Here is a 19,135-nt window from a genome sequence, read left to right on the forward strand (position 1 = left end):
ACTGTCAGTGGGGGCCCGCACGATGGACCCAGACGGCCCAGTGCCGTTACACGACGACAGGAGGTTCGTCATGGCCGGTAGCCACGCGGCGGCGAGCGACATCCACCCCGTGCGGCGTCGCTCCTCGGCGCCACCCGCCGCCCTCGACCTGCTCGACCAGGCGCGCGCGGGCCTGGAAGAGGCGGCCACCCTCGAAACCCCCAACGAGCGGTACGCCACCGCCCACCTCGCCGCCCTCCGGACCGCGGCAGCCGTGCTCGCCGCCCGGGGCCGGCCCGAATCCACCCCGCGCAAGCGGCAGCAGATCCGCAGCGCCTGGGAGGTGCTCCCCGAGACGGCCCCCGAGCTGACCGAGTGGAGCGCCCTGTTCGCCTCCGGGGCCGCCCGCCGGGCGCGTGCCGAAGCCGGCATACCGGGTGCGGCGACCGGCCGCGACGCCGACGACCTCATCCGTGACGTGACCATGTTCCTCGGCCTGGTGGAGCGGCTGTTGGTGCCCCGTCCGGTGCTGCCGCAGCCCCGGGCGAGGGAGGCGGACCGGGACGGCGCCACGGGGTGAACGGACACCGCCCGTGAGGCCATAGGGTGGGAAGCGTTCGTAACCGTCACCGAGGAGTCAACTGCCGTGTCGGACCCGCAGCGCCCCCGCGCCTCCCTTCGTACCGCCGTGGTGTGGGACGTTCTCGAGGACGCCCTCGACCGCCGGGTCAAGGCGACCGGCAAGGACAGCCTGGACGTCCTCGACACCGGCGGCGGCAGCGGGAACTTCGCCGTGCCCGTCGCCCGGCTCGGTCACCGGGTCACCGTCGTCGACCCGAGCCCCAACGCGCTGTTCGCGCTGGAGCGCCGCGCCGCCGAGGCCGGCGTCGCCGAGCGGGTGCAAGGAGTCCAGGGCGACATCCTCGGCCTGTTCGACGTCGTCGACCGCGGCGGGTACGACGCGGTGCTGTGCCACGGCGTCCTGGAGTACGTGGAGGACCCCGCCGAGGGCGTGCGCAACGCCGTGGAGGCGCTGCGGCCCTCCGGCGCGCTCAGCCTCCTCGCGGCCGGTCTCGGCGGCGCCGTGCTCGCGAGGGCCCTCGCCGGGCACTTCTCCGAGGCCCGGCGCGCGCTGACCGACCCGGCGGGCCGCTGGGGAGAGGGCGACCCCGTCCCGCGGCGCTTCACGGCCGAGCAGCTGACCGAGGTCGTCGAGGCGGCGGGCGTCGAGGTCGGCGCCGTGCACGGCGTGCGGGTCTTCGCCGACCTCGTCCCCGGCGTGCTGGTCGACACCGAGCCCGGAGCCCTGGAGGCACTCCTCCAGCTGGAGGCGGCGGCGGCCGAGCTGCCCGCCTTCCGGTCGGTCGCCACCCAGCTGCACGTGCTGGGCGAAAAGCGGGGCTGAGCCGACCAGCGGGCTGATCAGCGGTGCAGCCGCAGATGGAGTACGCCACAGGCCCCCCGTTGGCGCCAGGATCCCCGTATGATCGAGGGACACCATCCGGCATGACGGATCGGAGGACGGGGAATCAACGCCTCACCACCCGAACCGGCATGGCGGTCCGATCGGTGAAAGGCACAGGGCGGGTTTCACGGGGGCGAATCCCTGCCTATCCTGAAAGGGCCGCATACCGGTCGCCCCCAGCGACCGACGACGAGGAGGACTCCGTGCCGCTCTCGGAGCACGAGCAGCGAATGCTCGAGCAGATGGAGCGAGCGCTGTACGCCGAAGATCCCAAGTTCGCGACAGCGCTCGAGGGAAGCGGGCTGCGTACACACACCCGGCGACGGGTCTACCAGGCCGTCGCAGGCTTCCTGGTGGGTATCGCGCTCCTCATGGCCGGAATGGTCGCCCAGCAGATCTGGATCAGCGTGGTGGGATTCCTCGTCATGCTCGGCTGTGCGGTCCTCGCGGTCACCGGATGGCGCAAGGCGCCGAAACCGGGTGAGCAGCAGGTCGAGGGAGGCACGGCCCCTGGCCGGCAGCCCCGTCAGCGCCGCTCCGTGATGAACCGGATCGAGCAGCGGTGGCAGCGCCGCCGCGACGAACAGGGCCACTGAACGCACGGCCGCGAGGCCGCGCCACAGCTTCGGACACGGGTGAGGGGCGACCGCTTCGGGCGGCGCCCCTCACCCGCGTCCCCGCCCGTCCCCGGGCGAGCCGCCGCCCACCAGCTCGGCACCGGGCCCGGTGCGGGCCTGCTGTCCACGAATCTCCGAGCAGCCGCTCGGCCCGGGCCCGCCGTGGCGCTCCCGCGTGACCGCCCGCGCTCCGGCCCCCGGCCGGCCCGCCGTCCCCGGGCGCGCCGCTCCCGCGCCGGCCGCCCGCCCTCGGCCCACGCCTGCCGGACCCGCTCCCGCGTGACCGCCCGCGCCCGGGGCGCCCCGCCCGGGCGGCGTCGTCCCCCACCTCTGCCGACGGTCTTGTCCGGCTCCTCACTGTGGCTGCCCCGGCTGCCCTGGATGCCCACCCACTCGCCCGACCACACACCCCTGCCTCCGCCCGGACGAGATGCCCGCCAGATGCGTCCGGCCGGGCCCGAACGCGCAGGGCCCCGACCTCTCGGGTCGGGGCCCTGCGCGGAAGGCGCGCCCGCGGGCACTGGGGTGTTCAGCCGCGCTGGCGGGAGGGGCGGCGCAGGGCGGAGGACCACTGGGCCACCAGACGGCGGCGCCGGTCCGCCCAGCGGGTCGTGACCGCCGCCCGGGCGTCCGAGACCGCCCATACCACCCGGACGGCCGAGCGCGGGGCCAGCAGTGCCCGCAGCCGGCCCGCCCGGCCCGCACGGGCGGCCAGACCTGCGCGGATACGGGCGGCGTCCTCGGCCAGTCCGGCCGCGGGGCCGGGTCGCGCGGCGTAGAGGACCTGCTCCACCGCACCGGCCACCCGGTGCACGGCCTCGGCCGGTTCGCCGTCCAGCTTGCCCAGCCGGACGATCCGCTCGGCCGTCCCGCGCGGCGTCCGCGACTCGTCCGGCACGATGCCGTGGTCCCAGGCGGTGTCGTTGACCTCCGCCCAGGCCGCCAGCGTCCGGGCGGTCACCTCCTGAGGGGTCCGCCCCGGCGCGCCGAGGCGCCGGGCCCGTACCCGCAGGCGCCACAGCAGCGGCAGGAGCGGTATCAGCACCACCGCCAACACCCCCGCCGCGGCCGGCAGGATCGTGCCGAACGGCGGTCCCGAGTCGGTGGGCGCGGCGACGCCCTGCTGCTCGGTGTCACCGCACTCGCCCAGCCGCCGCGCCTGCGGCGGGCAGCTGTCCTGGGCGGAGGGCTGCGCGGACGGCACCACGGCTGCGCTCTCCTCCGGCAGCGGCGCGGTGCTGGGCCGGCCGGCCGGGGACTCCGGCCGGGTGTACTCGGGCACCGAGCCGCGCGTCGGGGTGGGCTCGAAACGCGTCCACCCCACGCCCTCGAAGTACAGCTCGGGCCAGGCGTGGGCGTCGCGGATGCCGACCGACATGTCGCCGCCCGACTGCGGCGCGCCCGGGGTGAAACCGACCGCGACCCGCGCCGGAATGCCCAGCGTGCGGGCCATCGCCGCCATGGAGAAGGAGAAGTGGACGCAGAACCCTTCCTTGTTCTTCAGGAACTGCGAGATCGCCGCGGCGCCCGTTCCCGACGACACCTCGGTGTCGTAGCGGAAGCCTCCCTCCACCGCGAACCAGTCCTGGAGCCTGACGGCCCGCTCGTAGTCATTGGCCGCGCCCTCGGTGACCCGCGCCGCGGTCGACCTCACGTCCGCCGGCAGGTTGGCGGGCAGCCGGGTGTACTCCCGGGTCAAGGCGTCCGGGGCGTCCGGGGCGTCGGCGAGCTGCTGCCGGGTCGGGTTCACGACGAGACTGCTCACGCTGTACTGGACGCCCTTGGTGGTCTGGCCCTTGTCGCCGACGAGCGTGCGCCCGACCGACTCGTAGCGCCAGCGTCCCTTGGTCTCGACGGAGGTCGCCGGGTAGGGCATCGGGAGCCACACCTGCTCGTAGGCGTCGGACGCCGAGATGGTGGTGGTGATCTCCGAGGTGCTGACGTCCCCGCTCAGCCCGGTGGGCTGCGGGAGCTGTTCCGGCACGTCGCCGATCGGGCGCTCGGTGAGCCTCCAGGACTGGCCGTCGAAGTCGTCGAGGGACGTCAGGCGCAGGTAGAGCTCCGACGTCTCCTTCGCGTTGGTGCGGTAGCGCAGCACCTCGCGGTCCTCGGGCTGGGTCAGGTTGTCCTGGAGGGACACCAGCGGGTTGACCGCGTTGATCATGCCGCCGCCCGCTCCGCCCGAAGGGCCGGTGCCGTTCAGCAGCCCGCCGCCGAGCGACGGCAGCACCGCCGGCACCGCCAGCGCGATGCCCAGGGCCACCACACCGATCCGCCGCCCGGTCCGCACCGGGGCCAGCGGCCCGCCGGCCGCCGCGGGACGTGCCGGGCCCCGGCTCGCCCGGGACGGGGCCGCGCCGCCGAAGACGCGCCCCCACTGGGACAGCCGGTCGCGGCCCTCCGCGAGCAGGAGCACCAGGTAGCCGGAGGCGGCCAGCAGGAACCACAGCCAGCTCGCCCCGCCGCCCGACAGCCCGGCGGCGACCGAGTACAGCGCCAGCAGCGGAAGCCCCGCCGGAGCGGCGCTGCGGAACGTCACCGCGAGGACGTCCACCAGCAGCCCGATCACCAGCACACCGCCGACCAGCATCAGCCGGATGCCGTCCGTCGCGGGCGCCGGGATCGCGTACTGCCCCACGTCGTCCGCGCCCGCGGTCAGCAGCAGACCGAACCGCTGGACGGCGGACGGGCCGGGCAGGAAGCCCGCCACCGCGTGGTCCCGCGCGAAGACGACCGTCAGCGCCGTCAGCGCCACCAGGATCTGGACGGACACCGTCAGCGCCCGCGCCGACGACCACCGCCGCACCAGCGCGCCCGCCCCGCTCTGCACCGCGAGCAGCAGCGCGGCCTGGACGATCCAGGTGGCCGGATCGACCAGCGGCAGCAACGCGCCCGCCGCCATCAGCGTGGCGGCGAAGGCGCACAGCGCCAGCCTCCCGCGACCGCTCATGACCAACCCCCCGATACCCCGGTCATCCCGCTCGTCCCGTCACCTGTCGCACCCGACGCGACGCGGGTCCCGTCCGCGTGCCGCCACAGCTCGGCGAGCGACGCGCCGGGTGGCACGGCCACCGCGGTCCATCCCGCGTCGCGCAACCGCCGCAGCCGGTCCTCCACCGCTCCGGCCACCGCACCGCCGGTCAGCCAGGTGCCGCTGTCGAGGACGAAGGCGACGGCGGCGCCGCTGCGCTGCCGCATCCGGGCGGCCATCGCCGTCTGCTCCTCGTCCAGGTCGCCGATGAAGGCGACCAGCAGTCCCTCGTTCCCGCCGCGCAGCAGGTCGTACGCGCGCGAGAAGCCGGCCCCGTCGGAGTGGTCGACCACCGCGAGCGCGTCCAGCATCAGACCGGCCGCCTCGGCGGAGTCCTGCGCGGAGCCGGTGATCCCGTCGGGGCCGTCCCCGGGCAGCGGGCTGCCCTCGTCGGTCAGCAGCCGCACGGTGAAGCCCTGTTCGAGCATGTGCACCACCACCGAGGCCGCCCCGGACACCGCCCACTCGAAGGCGGAGTCCGGCCCCGAGCCCTGGTAGCCCGCCTCCCGGGTGTCCAACAGCACCGTGCACTTGGCGCGCTGCGGCTGCTCCTCGCGGCGGACCATCAGCTCGCCGTACCGCGCGGTGGACCGCCAGTGCACGCGGCGCAGGTCGTCGCCGTAGCGGTACTCGCGGGGGATGACGTCGTCCTCGCCGGCCAGGGCCAGCGAACGCTGCCGGCCCTCGCCGTACCCCGAGGCCTCGCCCGGCACCCGGCCGGGCGGCAGCGGCTCGGTGCGCGGGAGGACGGTGAGCGTGTCGTACGCGCTGAACGAACGGGTCAGCTCGCACATCCCGAACGGGTCGCTCAGCCGCAGCTGGAGCGGACCGAGCGGGTAGCGCCCGCGCAGGTCCGACCGCACCCGGTAGGACACCTCACGGCGCCCGCCGGCCTCGACCCGGTCCAGCACGAACCGGGGCCGCGGCCCCAGCACGTACGGCACGTGGTCCTGGAGCATCAGCAGCCCGGTGGGCAGCCGCGACACGTTCTCCATGCGCAGGTGCACCCGCGACTCGGCACCGGCCGGCACCCGCCGCGGCGACAGCCGCCGGCTGCCGGCCACCTGGTAGCGGGTGCGGTACAGCACGAGCACGCACACCAGCGGCAGCACGGCCAGCAGCAGCCCGACGCGCAGCAGGTCCCCCTGGCCCAGGACGTACGCGCAGACCGCCGCGGCGACACCGGCCGCCAGGAAGGACCGGCCGCGCGTGGTCAGCCCACCGAGGGCGGCCCGCACCCCGCCCGTGTTCTCGCCGTCCTGGGCGGCGGGCCCCCCGGCCGTCATCACAGCCGCCGTACGCCGGGCTGCTGCTGGCCGTACAGCGGGGCACCGGACCCCGGACCGCCGTGGACCTGCCCGCCGGGCATCCGGCCGCCCGAGAGCGGCGAGCCGGGCACCTGGCCCCCGGGCGCGGCGGGCGGCGCCGCCGTCGGCACCGGGGTGCGCTGGAGGATGTCCCGCACGACCTGCTCCGAGGTGCGGCGGTTCATCTGGGCCTGGGCCGTCGGCAGCAGCCGGTGGGCCAGAACGGCGACGGCCAGCGCCTGGACGTCGTCGGGCAGCGCGTAGTCGCGGCCGCTCAGCGCGGCGGACGCCTTCGCGGCGCGCAGCAGGTGCAGGGTGGCGCGCGGTGAGGCGCCCAGCCTGAGGTCAGGGTGCGTACGGGTGGCGGCGACGAGCTCCACGGCGTACCGCCGGACCGCCTCGGAGACGTGGACCGCGCGCACGGCGTCGACCAGCTTCACGATGTCGTGCGCGTGCGCCACCGGCTGGAGGTCGTCCAGCGGCGACACCCCGCCGTGGACGTCGAGCATCCGCAGCTCGGCCTCGGCGCTCGGGTAGCCGATCGAGACCCGGGCCATGAACCGGTCGCGCTGGGCCTCGGGCAGCGGGTAGGTGCCCTCCATCTCGACCGGGTTCTGCGTGGCCACCACCATGAAGGGGCTGGGCAGTTCGTAGGTCTGCCCGTCCATGGTGACCTGCCGCTCCTCCATCGACTCCAGCAGAGCCGACTGGGTCTTGGGCGAGGCGCGGTTGATCTCGTCGCCGATCACGATCTGCGCGAAGATCGCGCCGGGCTTGAACTCGAACTCGCGCCGCTGCTGGTCGTATATCGAGACACCGGTGATGTCCGAGGGCAGCAGGTCGGGCGTGAACTGGATACGCCGCACGGAGCAGTCGATCGACCGTGCCAGCGCCTTGGCCAGCATGGTCTTGCCGACGCCGGGAACATCCTCGATCAGAAGGTGTCCCTCGGCGAGCAGCACGGTCAGCGAAAGCCGTACGACCTCAGGCTTGCCCTCGATCACACCCTCCACCGACCTGCGGACCCGTTCCGCGGTGGTGGTCAGATCTGTGAGGCTCGCTCGATCGTCATAGGTCGTCACACGGCCCTCCTCGGCCCGTTCCATGGGCCGTGCGCGACTCCCGGCACGGTCCACCCTTGAAACACGGACACCGTCTCCGAACCATTCACGAGCGGTGCCACCCCCGCATTCTTGTTGCCGTTACCCGTACGTGTCACTCGGCTGTGGATAACCGCATGCGATTTGTCGCGGATGGCACGGTCCGGGCGGGTGTCCGGCGCCGGGAAACCTCAGGAAGCCGGGTGGATCTCGCGCAGGAGGCCCGTCTTCACATCGAACACGAAGCCCCGGACGTCGTCGGTGTGCGGCAGGAACGGTGAGGTGCGCACCCGCTGCATGGACTGCCGGACGTCCTGCTCGACATCGCGGAAGGACTCCACCGCCCACGCGGGCCGCTGTCCGACCTCCTGCTCCAGCTCGTGGCGGAAGTCCTCGGTGAGGGACTCCAGACCGCAGCCCGTGTGGTGCACGAGCACCACGCTGCGCGTGCCGAGGGCGCGCTGGCTGATCGTCAGCGAGCGGATCACGTCGTCGGTGACGACACCGCCCGCGTTGCGGATGGTGTGGCAGTCACCCAGCTGCAGGCCGAGCGCCGCGTGCAGGTCGAGCCGGGCGTCCATACAGGCGACGACGGCGACCCGCAGCACGGGGCGGGCGTCCATTCCCGGGTCCGCGAAGTCGGCGGCGTAACTCCGGTTGGACTCGACCAGACGGTCCGTGACCGTGCCGCCGTCGGCTGTCGGAGCAGGCGAGGGGTGCGCGGATGCGGAAGTCGACATGCCTAAGACGTTAATGGTCACGGACCGTCCCGGCGCGCTGTGAGAGCGGACAAAGAACATCAACGTGCCATGGTGTGAGCTAACCCACAAGGGTGAGCATCCTGGCGCGGATCAGGTGAGTCGTCCCCGATCGTCCCCTTCGGCGGCCGCCCCGCGCGACGCGCTGCCCGGTTGATTGACCGGGCGGGGGAGTGCACTAAAGTGACGCGAAGTTCACGGAGACATCGAGCGAATCCCAGCGAATCCGCAGTTTCTCCCCCGCGTGTGCGGCGGTACGTACGGCTCGGCCTCCTCCCGCTCGCCGGTCGGCCGACGCCTCTCCGGCGCCGGCGGACCTCCCCTTCCTGAGCGGGCGGGGACCCGGCAGTACGTACGCCGCGCCGAATCTGAGAGGGCGCATGAGCGAGCGCAGCGAGGGTCGCGCATGAGCGAGACCCGACATGTCCCGGTGATGCTCCAGCGGTGCCTGGACATGCTGGCACCGGCGCTGGAGCGGCCGGGTGCGGTGGTCGTGGACTGCACCCTGGGCCTCGGCGGCCACAGCGAGGCGCTGCTGACCCGGTTCCCCGAGGCCCGGCTGATCGCGCTCGACCGGGACAAGGAGGCGCTCAGGCTCTCCGGCGAACGGCTCGCGGGGTTCGGCGACCGCGCGACCCTCGTCCACGCCGTGTACGACGAGCTGCCCGGCGTCCTGGACCGGCTCGGCGTCCGGCGCGTCCAAGGGGTCCTGTTCGACCTCGGGGTCTCCTCCATGCAGCTCGACGAGGCCGACCGCGGCTTCGCCTACGCCCAGGACGCCCCGCTCGACATGCGGATGGACCAGACCACCGGCATCAGCGCGGCCGAGGTCCTCAACACCTACCCGCCCGGCGAGCTGGTCCGCATCCTGCGCCAGTACGGCGAGGAGAAGCAGGCCAAGCGGATCGTGGCGGCGGTCGTACGGGAACGGGAGAAGGAACCGTTCACCAACAGCGCGCGCCTGGTGGAGCTGATCCGCGACGCCCTCCCGCAGGCCGCGAAGCGGACCGGCGGCAACCCCGCCAAGCGGACCTTCCAGGCCCTGCGCATCGAGGTCAACGGCGAGCTGACCGTCCTCGAGCGGGCGATCCCCGCGGCGGTCGAGGCCCTCGCCGTCGGCGGCCGGATCGCGGTGCTGTCCTACCACTCGCTGGAGGACCGGCTGGTCAAGCAGGTCTTCGCGGCCGGCGCCACCAGCACGGCGCCGCCCGGACTGCCCGTGGTGCCCGAGCGCTACCAGCCGAAGCTCAAGCTCCTGACCCGAGGTGCCGAACTTCCCACGGAGGAGGAGGTCGCCCAGAACCGCCGTGCCGCCCCCGCCAGGCTCCGGGGCGCCGAGCGGATCCGGGAGGACGACCTGTGAGCCGCGGGCCCGACAGCGCGCGCGGGTAGGGCGGCGACACGGACGACGAGGACGACGGCGGGGCGAACCGGGAGGACAGGTGACGAAGGCGGGACCGCTGAAGGGGCGGGCGGCGCGGCTCGCGCGGCTCATGCCCTCCGGGCCGAGCACCGCGGCCCGCACCCCCTTCGTCCTGCTGGTCGTCCTGCTGCTGGGCGGCGGGCTGATCACCCTTCTGCTGCTCAACTCCTCCCTCAACGAAGGCTCCTTCCGGCTCAGCGAGCTCAAGAAGCGGACCACCGAGCTGACCGACGAGGAGCAGGAGCTCCAGCGGGACGTGGACGACCGCTCCGCCCCCGACGCGCTGGAGCGCCGGGCCCGCGAGCTCGGCATGGTGCCCGGCGGCAGCCCCGCGTTCCTGGGCCCCGACGGCACGGTCCGGGGCGTGCCGGGCAAGGCGACGGCCGAACCCGCCCCGCCCACCGCCCCGACGACGCCCGGCAGGTGACGCAGTGCCCCCCGCCCAGCCCCCACGCCGCCGCGTTCCGGCCCCCGCACGCCCGTCCCCCCGGCGCCCGCGCCAGTCCCCCCGGCCGCCCGCCAGGGCGGGCACCATCCGGCTGGGCAGCCCCAGGCCCCGGCTGCGGCTGGTCAGCCTCGGCCTGACGCTCGTCATGCTGGCCTTCGTCGTGCGACTCCTTCAGGTCCAGGCGGTCGACGCGGACGCGTACGCCGCCAAGGCCGAGAAGAACCGGTACCAGGAGTACACGCTGTCCGCCGAGCGGGGGGAGATCACCGACCGCGCCGGCATCGCGCTGGCCACCAGCGTCGACGCGTACGACATCACCGCCGACCCGAAAATGTTCACGCCCGCCGAGAGCAAGGCCCCCGACGCCCCGGAGCAGGCCGCCGCCCTCCTCGCGCCGATCCTCGGCAAGGACCAGGCCGGACTGGTCGCCAAGCTGAAGGCGCCCAAGTCCCGCTACGCGCTGCTGGCCCGCCGGCAGACCCCGCAGGTGTGGAACCAGATCAAGGACCTCAAGAACGTCTTCGCCGAGAAGGCGCGCGCCGAGAAGGCCCGCGGCGGCACCGGCGTCAGCGTCCTGGCCGGCATCTTCACCGAGCCCAGCAGCAAGCGCGTGTACCCCAACGGCACCCTCGCCGCCGGGATACTGGGTTACGTCAACGCCGACGGCCGTGGCGGAGGCGGTCTGGAGTCCATGCTCGACAAGGAGCTGGCCGGCAAGGACGGCAAGATCAAGTACGCCCAGTCGGGTGGCCGCCGGGTGCCCACCGCCGGTGCCCGCGAGACCCCCGCCGTCCCCGGCTCCGACATCGAGCTGACCATCGACCGCGACATCCAGTGGGCCGCCCAGCAGGCCATCACCCAACAGGTGGAGGAGTCCGGGGCGGACCGCGGCTACGTCATAGTGCAGAACTCCCGGACCGGAGAGGTCCTGGCCATGGCCAACGCGCCCGGCTTCGACCCCAACGACCTCTCCCAGGCCAACTCCGCGGCCATGGGCAACGCCGCCCTCCAGGACGCCTACGAACCCGGCTCCACCGCCAAGGTCATCTCCATGGCCGCCGTCCTGGAGGAGGGCGTCGCCACGCCGTCCACCCACGTCGTCGTGCCCAACCGGCTCCACCGGGGCGACCGGCTCTTCAAGGACGACATCGACCACCCCACCTGGTACCTGACGCTCAACGGCGTCCTGGCCAAGTCCAGCAACATCGGCACCATCCTGGCCACCGGCCAGCTCGGCCCCACCCAGGCCCAGGCCAACCGGGTCCTGCACTCCTACCTGCGCAAGTTCGGCCTCGGCAGCCCCTCCGGCCTCGGCTACCCCGGCGAGACCTCCGGCATCCTGGCCAAGCCGCAGAACTGGTCCACCTCGCAGCAGTACACGATCCCCTTCGGCCAGGGCCTGTCCCTCAACGCCATGCAGGCGGCGTCCGTCTACTCGACGATCGCCAACGGCGGCGTACGCATCGAGCCCACCCTCGTGCGCGGCACCAAGGGACCCGACGGCCGCTTCACCCCGGCGCCCGCCCCCGAGCGGACCAGGGTCGTCAGCGAGAAGACGGCCAGGACCCTCGCCGCCATGCTCGAATCGGTCGTCGACGACGAGGAGGGCACCGGGACCAAGGCCGCCATCCCCGGCTACCGCGTCGCCGGTAAGACCGGAACCGCCAACCGCGTCGACCCCCAACTCGGCCGCTACAAGGGCTACACCGCCTCGTTCGCGGGCTTCGCCCCCGCCGACGACCCGCGGATCACGGTCTACTGCGCCATCCAGAACCCCACCCGGGGCAGCTACTTCGGCGGCCAGATCTGCGGTCCCATCTACAAGAAGGTCATGGAGTTCGCCCTCAAGACCCTGCAAGTCGCACCCACCGGCAAGCCAGCACCCCGGATGCCGGTCTCGTTCAAACCCGGCGAGTGAGCCGGCGGGAGCAACCAGTGACAACCACCACGCCCGACCCCGGGAAACGATCCGGCGGCCACGCTGCCCAGGCGCCCTCATTTAGCCCGATCACGGGTGCGCCCGGTACGCTCACCGCCGTGCCACACGCTGATCAGTCCCGAACCACCCCGACGGACACCCCCGCGAAGCGCCCCGGGGCGCCCCGGCCGGCCCAGGTCCGCCCCACACCCCTGGGCGAGCTGGCGGCCCGGCTGGGCACCCCCGAGCCGGCCGGCGCTGAGGTGACCGGAATCACCCACGACTCCCGGGCCGTGCGCCACGGTGATGTCTACGCGGCTCTCCCCGGCTCCCGCCTGCACGGCGCGGACTTCGCCGGCCAGGCCGCCGACCTCGGGGCCGTCGCGGTCCTCACCGACCCCTCCGGCGCCGACCGCGCCGCCGCGACCGGCCTGCCGGTCCTGGTCACCGAGGACCCGCGCGGAGCGATGGGCGAACTCGCCGCCGACATCTACGGCCGGCCGGGCGACGACCTGCTCCAGATCGGCATCACCGGCACCTCCGGCAAGACGACCACCGCCTACCTCGTCGAAGGCGGCCTCCGGGCCGCCGGCCGCCCGACCGGGCTCATCGGCACCGTCGAGATGCGCATCGGGGACGAGCGCATCAAGTCCGAGCGGACCACGCCGGAAGCCACCGACCTCCAGGCCCTGTTCGCGGTGATGCGTGAACGCGGCGTCGAGGCGGTCGCCATGGAGGTGTCCAGCCACGCCCTCGTGCTCGGCCGGGTGGACGGCTGCGTCTTCGACGTCGCCGTCTTCAACAACCTCAGCCCGGAGCACATGGAGTTCCACTCCGGCATGGAGGACTACTTCCAGGCCAAGGCGCAGCTGTTCACCCCGCGCCGCAGCCGGCTCGGAGTGGTCAACCACGACGACGAGTACGGCAGGAGGCTGGTCAAGGAGGCGACCGTCCCCGTCGTCACCTTCTCCGCCGAGGGCGACCCCGACGCCGACTGGCGCGCCGAGGACGTCGAAATCGGCGCCCTGGGCAGCACGTTCACGATCCGGGGACCCCGGGGCGAGCGCGTCAGCGCCAAGGCCCCGCTGCCCGGCCCGTTCAACGTCGCCAACGCCCTCGCCGCCGTCGTCACCCTGGCCGCCGCCGGGATCGACCCGCAGACCGCCGCCGACGGCGTCGCCGCCGTCCCCGGCGTACCGGGCCGCCTGGAGCGCGTCGACGCCGGGCAGCCCTACCTCGCGGTCGTCGACTACGCCCACAAGACGGACGCCGTCGAGTCGGTCCTGCGCGCCCTGCGCAAGGTCACCGAGGGCAGGCTGCACGTCGTCCTCGGCTGCGGCGGCGACCGGGACGTCACCAAGCGCGGCCCCATGGGCGCCGCCGCAGCACGCCTCGCCGACACCGCCGTACTGACCTCCGACAACCCCCGCTCCGAGGACCCCCTCGCGATCCTCGCCACCATGCTCGCCGGCGCCGCCGGGGTGCCCTCCCACGAACGCGGCGAGGTCGCCGTCTTCGAGGACCGGGCCGCCGCCATCGCCGCCGCCGTGGCGCGCGCCCGGCCCGGTGACACCGTGCTGGTCGCCGGCAAGGGCCACGAGCAGGGCCAGGACATCGCGGGAGTGGTACGCCCCTTCGACGACCGCCAGGTCCTTCGCGAAGCAATCCAGAACAGTCAGGGATGAAGTAGTGATCGCCCTCTCCCTCGCCGAGATCGCCGAAATCGTCGGCGGGCAGTCGCACGACATACCGGATCCGGCCACCCGGGTCACCGGCCCCGTCGTCATCGACTCCCGCCAGGTCGAGCCCGGCTCCCTCTTCGCCGCGTTCGCCGGCGAGAACGTCGACGGCCACGACTACGCGCAGCGCGCCATGGACGCGGGCGCGGTCGCCGTGCTGGCCACCCGCCCGACCGGGGCGCCCGCCATCGTCGTGGACGACGTCCGGACCGCCCTCGGCGCGCTCGCCCGCGTGGTCGTGGAGCGCCTGGGGACCAAGGTCGTGGCGCTGACCGGCTCGGCCGGCAAGACCAGCACCAAGGACCTGATCGCCCAGGTGCTCCAGCGCAAGGGCCCCACCGTGTGGACCCCCGGCTCCCTCAACAACGAGATCGGCCTGCCGCTCACCGCGCTCCGCGCGGAGAAGGACACCGAGCACCTCGTCCTGGAGATGGGAGCGCGCGGAATCGGCCACATCCGCTATCTCACCGAACTGACCCCGCCCTCCATCGGCCTCGTCCTGAACGTGGGCAGCGCCCACATCGGCGAGTTCGGCGGCCGGGAGCAGATCGCCCAGGCCAAGGGCGAGCTGGTCGAGGCCCTGCCGTCCGCCGAGGCGGGCGGGATCGCCGTGCTGAACGCGGACGACCCCCTCGTACGGGCCATGGAGTCCCGCACCCACGCGCGCGTGACGTTCTTCGGCGAGGCCGAGGACGCCGCCGTACGTGCCGAGAATGTCCGGCTCACAGGGACCGGACAGCCTTCTTTCAGGCTTCACACACCCACCGGGTGCAGTGACGTGACCTTGCGCCTGTACGGTGAGCACCACGTGTCGAACGCGCTCGCCGCGGCCGCCGTCGCCCATGAGCTGGGCATGTCCGTCGACGAGATCGCCACCGCGCTCTCCGAGGCGGGCACCCTCTCCCGCTGGCGCATGGAGGTCACCGAGCGTCCGGACGGTGTGACGATCGTCAACGACGCCTACAACGCGAACCCCGAGTCCATGCGAGCCGCCCTGCGCGCGCTCGCGGCCATGGGCAAGGCAGCACAGGCCAAGGGGGGCCGTACGTGGGCGGTGCTCGGTCAGATGGCCGAGCTGGGGGACGAGGCGCTCGCCGAGCACGACGCGGTCGGACGGCTCGCCGTCCGGCTCAACGTCAGCAAGCTCGTCGCAGTCGGGGGCAGGGAAGCGTCCTGGCTGCAACTGGGCGCATATAACGAGGGTTCGTGGGGTGAGGAGTCGGTGCACGTGTCCGACGCGCGGGCGGCGATCGACCTGTTGCGCAGTGAGCTGCGCCCGGGAGACGTCGTGCTGGTGAAGGCATCAAGGTCGGTCGGGCTCGAGCGGATCGCCCAGGCACTGCTCGAGAACACCACCGAGGGCGAGGTCACCGGCCGATGAGGCAGATCCTCTTCGCGGGAGCCATCGGGCTCTTCCTCACCCTGATCGGTACGCCGCTGCTGATCAAGCTTCTGGCCCGCAAGGGATACGGGCAGTTCATCCGGGACGACGGCCCGCGTACGCACGGCAGCAAGAAGGGCACGCCCACCATGGGCGGCATCTCCTTCATCCTGGCCACGCTCATCGCGTACGCGCTCGCCAAGGTCATCACGGGGGAGGACCCGACCTACTCGGGCGTCCTGGTGCTGTTCCTGATGGCGGGCATGGGTCTCGTCGGCTTCCTCGACGACTACATCAAGATCGTCAAGCAGCGGTCGCTCGGCCTGCGCGCCAAGGCGAAGATGGCCGGCCAGCTGATCGTCGGCATCGCCTTCGCCGTGCTGGCGCTGCAGTTCGCCGACAGCCGCGGCCAGACCCCGGCCTCCACCCGGCTCTCCTTCATCACCGACTTCGGCTGGTCCATCGGCCCGGTGCTGTTCGTGGTCTGGGCGCTGTTCATGATCCTCGCCATGTCGAACGGCGTGAACCTCACGGACGGCCTCGACGGCCTCGCCACCGGCGCCTCGGTGATGGTCTTCGGCGCGTACACCTTCATCGGGCTGTGGCAGTTCCAGGAGTCGTGCGCCAACGCCCAGACGCTGACGAACCCCAACGCCTGCTTCGAGGTGCGGGATCCGCTCGACCTGGCCGTCGTCGCCTCCGCGCTGATGGGCGCCTGCTTCGGCTTCCTGTGGTGGAACACCTCGCCCGCCAAGATCTTCATGGGTGACACCGGCTCGCTCGCCCTCGGCGGCGCGCTCGCGGGCCTGGCCATCTGCTCCCGCACCGAGCTGCTGCTCGCCCTGCTGGGCGGCCTGTTCGTCCTGATCACCATGTCCGTGGTCATCCAGGTCGGCTCGTTCAAGATGACCGGCAAGCGGGTCTTCCGGATGGCGCCGCTCCAGCACCACTTCGAACTCAAGGGCTGGTCCGAGGTCCTGGTGGTGGTCCGTTTCTGGATCATCCAGGGCATGTGCGTCATCGTGGGACTCGGCCTCTTCTACGCGGGATGGGCAGCCGACAAGTGAGTACCTCCTGGCAGGGCAAGAACGTCACCGTCGCCGGTCTGGGTGTGAGCGGCATCCCCGCCGCCCGGGTCCTCGCCGGCCTGGGCGCGCGCGTCACGGTCGTCAACGACGGCGACGACGAGCGCTCCCGTACGCAGGCCGCGCAGCTGGAGGCGGAGGGCATCACCGTCCGCCTCGGCGACGGGGACACCCTGCCGGAGGGCACCGAACTGGTCGTCACCACGCCCGGCTGGCAGCCCGGCAAGCCGCTGTTCGCCGCGGCCGCCGAGGCGGGCGTCGAGGTCTGGGGCGACGTGGAGCTGGCGTGGCGCCTGCGCGGCCCGGACGCGGCGCCCTGGCTCGCGGTCACCGGCACCAACGGCAAGACCACGACCGTGCGGATGCTGGCCGCCATCCTGGAGGCGGCGGGCCTGAGGACCGCCGCCGTCGGGAACATCGGCGTCTCCCTGCTGGACGCCGTCCTCGGCGAGGAGGAGTACGACGTCCTCGCCGTCGAACTGTCCAGCTACCAGCTGCACTGGGCGCCCTCCCTGCGCGCCCACTCCGCCGCCGTGCTGAACCTCGCCCCCGACCACCTCGACTGGCACGGCTCCATGCAGGCGTACGCCGCCGACAAGGGCCGCATCTACGAGGGCAACCAGGTGGCGTGCGTCTACAACGCCGCCGACAAGGCCACCGAGGACCTGGTGCGCGAGGCCGACGTGGAGGAGGGCTGCCGCGCCATCGGCTTCACCCTCGGCACGCCCGGCCCCTCCCAGGTGGGCGTCGTGGACGACCTCCTGGTGGACCGCGCCTTCGTCGAGAACCGGCAGAAGCAGGCCCAGGAGCTCGCCCAGGTCTCCGACATCGACCCGCCGGCCCCGCACAACATCGCCAACGCGCTCGCCGCGGCGGCCCTGGCCCGCGCCTTCGGCGTCCCGGCCACCGCCGTACGCGACGGTCTTCGGGCCTTCCGGCCCGACCCGCACCGCATCGAGTTCGTCGAGGAGATCGCGGGCGTCCGCTACGTCGACGACTCCAAGGCCACCAACACGCACGCCGCGGAGGCGTCGCTCGCGGCGTACGAGCCGATCGTCTGGATCGCCGGGGGGCTCGCCAAGGGCGCCACCTTCGACGAGCTGGTCACCACGGCGGCCAAGCGGCTGCGCGGCGTCGTGCTCATGGGCGCCGACCGCGCCCTGATCAGGGAAGCCCTCGCGCGACACGCCCCCGAGGTACCGGTCGTCGACCTCGACCGGACCGACACTGGGGCGATGTCGGCGGCGGTCGGGGAAGCGGCGGCGCTCGCCCGGCCCGGGGACACGGTCCTGCTCGCCCCGGCCTGCGCCTCGATGGACATGTTCGTCAACTACAACAAGCGGGGCGAGGCGTTCGCGGACGCGGTCCGCGCACTCGCCGCCGAGCGCGCCTGACAGCCACCAGGTCCGGCCGCGCCGGGCACGACTGGAGGGGACTCGCGACCATGCCGGCCGAACACGCCGCCGCGTACACACCGCACCGCGCGGGCCCCGTGGCGGACATCGCCGCGGGGCTCCTCGCGGGTCTGGCCCTGCGCGGCCGGACCGCCGGGCTGCGGCGGCCCCCCACCGCCCGCAGGACGCCCGTGCGCGGCCGCGGGGTCCCCGGCCCCCGCCCGCCGCGCGGGAGCGGGGCACGCGGGCTCTACGAGCGGGCGCGGCGGGCCTGGGACCGCCCCCTGACCGCGTACTACGTCATCCTCGGCGCCAGCCTGCTGATCACCGTCCTGGGCCTCGTGATGGTCTACTCGGCCTCGCAGATCAAGGCGCTGGAGCTGTCGCTGTCCGACACGTACTTCTTCCGCAAGCAGTTCCTGGCCGCCGCCATCGGCACCGGGCTGCTGCTGTTCGCCTCCCGGGTGCCGGCCAAGCTGCACCGGGCGCTCGCCTATCCGCTGCTCGTGGGCACCGTCTTCCTGATGGTGCTCGTCCAGATCCCCGGGATAGGGCACTCCGTCAACGGCAACCAGAACTGGATCTACCTCGGCGGCCCCTTCCAGCTCCAGCCCAGCGAGTTCGGCAAGCTCGCGTTGATCCTGTGGGGCGCCGACCTGCTCGCCCGCAAGCAGGACAAGCGGCTGCTGACCCAGTGGAAGCACCTGCTGGTGCCGCTCGTCCCGGTCGCGTTCATGCTGCTCGGCCTGATCATGCTGGGCGGCGACATGGGGACGGCGATCATCCTCACCGCGATCCTCTTCGGCCTGCTCTGGCTGGCCGGCGCGCCCACCCGGATGTTCGTCGGGGTGCTGTCCGTGGCCGCCGCGATCGGCGTGACCCTCATCAGGACCAGCGAGAACCGGATGGCCCGGCTCGCCTGCATCGGTGCCACCGAGCCGGGCCCGGGGGACTCGTGCTGGCAGGCCGTGCACGGGATCTATGCTCTGGCGTCGGGCGGCTGGTTCGGTTCGGGGCTGGGGGCGAGTGTGGAAAAATGGGGCCAACTCCCCGAACCGCACACCGACTTCATCTTCGCCATCACCGGGGAGGAACTGGGGCTGGCGGGGACGCTGTCGGTGCTCGCCCTGTTCGCGGCTCTAGGCTATGCGGGTATCCGCGTGGCCGGACGCACGGAGGACCCCTTCGTGAGGTATGCCGCGGGAGGTGTGACCACCTGGATCACGGCGCAGGCCGTGGTCAACATCGGTGCGGTGCTCGGCCTGCTGCCGATCGCCGGTGTCCCGCTCCCGCTGTTCTCCTACGGAGGGTCCGCCCTGCTGCCGACCATGTTCGCCGTCGGTCTGCTCATCGCCTTCGCGCGAGAGGAGCCCGCGGCGAAGGCGGCCCTGGCCATGCGTCAGCCTGGTCTCGGCGCAATGGCCGGGGTGAGTTGGAAGTCGATGCGACGGCGCGTCAAGAAGCGTCCGTCCGGAGAGCGGTGAATTTCG

At 73.1% G+C, this 19,135-nt stretch carries 15 protein-coding genes; 11 read left to right on the top strand and 4 right to left on the bottom strand.

The window, feature by feature from the left end:
• The first annotated feature begins 70 nt into the window (after window positions 1-70).
• The 3 genes from IE109_RS01355 to IE109_RS01365 all read left to right on the top strand — a co-directional run bounded on the left by IE109_RS01355 (window position 71) and on the right by IE109_RS01365 (window position 2,040).
• Window positions 71-559 (top strand): SAV_6107 family HEPN domain-containing protein, encoded by a 489-nt coding sequence (locus tag IE109_RS01355; protein ID WP_229890425.1) that lies wholly within the window; start codon window positions 71-73, stop codon window positions 557-559.
• 66 nt (window positions 560-625) lie between these two features.
• Window positions 626-1,384, top strand: a complete 759-nt coding sequence (locus IE109_RS01360) for a methyltransferase (protein ID WP_189548529.1) — start codon at window positions 626-628, stop codon at window positions 1,382-1,384.
• Window positions 1,385-1,647: 263 nt separating this feature from the next.
• Window positions 1,648-2,040, top strand: coding sequence for an SCO2097 family morphological protein (locus IE109_RS01365; protein WP_189548530.1), 393 nt, complete (start codon window positions 1,648-1,650; stop codon window positions 2,038-2,040).
• A gap of 550 nt (window positions 2,041-2,590) precedes the next feature.
• Here IE109_RS01365 and IE109_RS01370 read toward each other — a convergent pair.
• The 4 genes from IE109_RS01370 to IE109_RS01385 form a co-directional block, all read right to left on the bottom strand.
• Window positions 2,591-5,011, bottom strand: coding sequence for a transglutaminase TgpA family protein (locus IE109_RS01370; RefSeq protein WP_189548531.1), 2,421 nt, complete (start codon window positions 5,009-5,011; stop codon window positions 2,591-2,593).
• Entirely contained in the window at window positions 5,008-6,378 is a 1,371-nt protein-coding gene (locus IE109_RS01375) for a DUF58 domain-containing protein (RefSeq protein ID WP_189548532.1), read from the bottom strand. The genes IE109_RS01370 and IE109_RS01375 overlap by 4 nt, the downstream gene beginning before the upstream one ends.
• Window positions 6,378-7,481 (bottom strand): AAA family ATPase, encoded by a 1,104-nt coding sequence (locus IE109_RS01380; protein WP_189548533.1) that lies wholly within the window; start codon window positions 7,479-7,481, stop codon window positions 6,378-6,380. Before IE109_RS01380 ends, IE109_RS01375 begins: the two co-directional genes overlap by 1 nt.
• 209 nt (window positions 7,482-7,690) lie before the next feature.
• On the bottom strand, window positions 7,691-8,302 hold the full coding sequence (locus tag IE109_RS01385) for a beta-class carbonic anhydrase (protein WP_308431320.1): 612 nt from the start codon (window positions 8,300-8,302) through the stop codon (window positions 7,691-7,693).
• A 361-nt stretch (window positions 8,303-8,663) separates the two neighbouring features.
• On the opposite strand from IE109_RS01385, the gene rsmH reads away from it, so the two are divergent.
• The 8 genes from rsmH to ftsW all read left to right on the top strand — a co-directional run bounded on the left by rsmH (window position 8,664) and on the right by ftsW (window position 19,129).
• Window positions 8,664-9,620, top strand: a complete 957-nt coding sequence (gene rsmH, locus IE109_RS01390) for a 16S rRNA (cytosine(1402)-N(4))-methyltransferase RsmH (RefSeq protein WP_189548535.1) — start codon at window positions 8,664-8,666, stop codon at window positions 9,618-9,620.
• Window positions 9,621-9,699: 79 nt separating this feature from the next.
• On the top strand, window positions 9,700-10,107 hold the full coding sequence (ftsL, locus tag IE109_RS01395) for a cell division protein FtsL (protein WP_189548536.1): 408 nt from the start codon (window positions 9,700-9,702) through the stop codon (window positions 10,105-10,107).
• A gap of 4 nt (window positions 10,108-10,111) precedes the next feature.
• A complete protein-coding gene (locus IE109_RS01400; protein WP_189548537.1) occupies window positions 10,112-12,046 on the top strand; it encodes a peptidoglycan D,D-transpeptidase FtsI family protein in 1,935 nt (644 codons plus the stop codon).
• A gap of 17 nt (window positions 12,047-12,063) precedes the next feature.
• A complete protein-coding gene (locus IE109_RS01405; RefSeq protein ID WP_189548538.1) occupies window positions 12,064-13,731 on the top strand; it encodes a UDP-N-acetylmuramoyl-L-alanyl-D-glutamate--2,6-diaminopimelate ligase in 1,668 nt (555 codons plus the stop codon).
• A gap of 4 nt (window positions 13,732-13,735) precedes the next feature.
• Entirely contained in the window at window positions 13,736-15,166 is a 1,431-nt protein-coding gene (locus IE109_RS01410) for a UDP-N-acetylmuramoyl-tripeptide--D-alanyl-D-alanine ligase (RefSeq protein WP_189548539.1), read from the top strand.
• Complete coding sequence (gene mraY, locus IE109_RS01415; RefSeq protein WP_189548540.1) at window positions 15,163-16,233, top strand: phospho-N-acetylmuramoyl-pentapeptide-transferase; 1,071 nt, start codon at window positions 15,163-15,165, stop codon at window positions 16,231-16,233. Before IE109_RS01410 ends, mraY begins: the two co-directional genes overlap by 4 nt.
• Window positions 16,215-17,645, top strand: coding sequence for a UDP-N-acetylmuramoyl-L-alanine--D-glutamate ligase (gene murD / locus IE109_RS01420; RefSeq protein ID WP_189548541.1), 1,431 nt, complete (start codon window positions 16,215-16,217; stop codon window positions 17,643-17,645). Before mraY ends, murD begins: the two co-directional genes overlap by 19 nt.
• A gap of 50 nt (window positions 17,646-17,695) precedes the next feature.
• Window positions 17,696-19,129, top strand: a complete 1,434-nt coding sequence (gene ftsW / locus IE109_RS01425) for a putative lipid II flippase FtsW (protein ID WP_189548542.1) — start codon at window positions 17,696-17,698, stop codon at window positions 19,127-19,129.
• Window positions 19,130-19,135: the final 6 nt, after the last annotated feature.

This window comes from Streptomyces lavendofoliae (genome assembly GCF_014649735.1).
Classification (GTDB): domain Bacteria; phylum Actinomycetota; class Actinomycetes; order Streptomycetales; family Streptomycetaceae; genus Streptomyces; species Streptomyces lavendofoliae.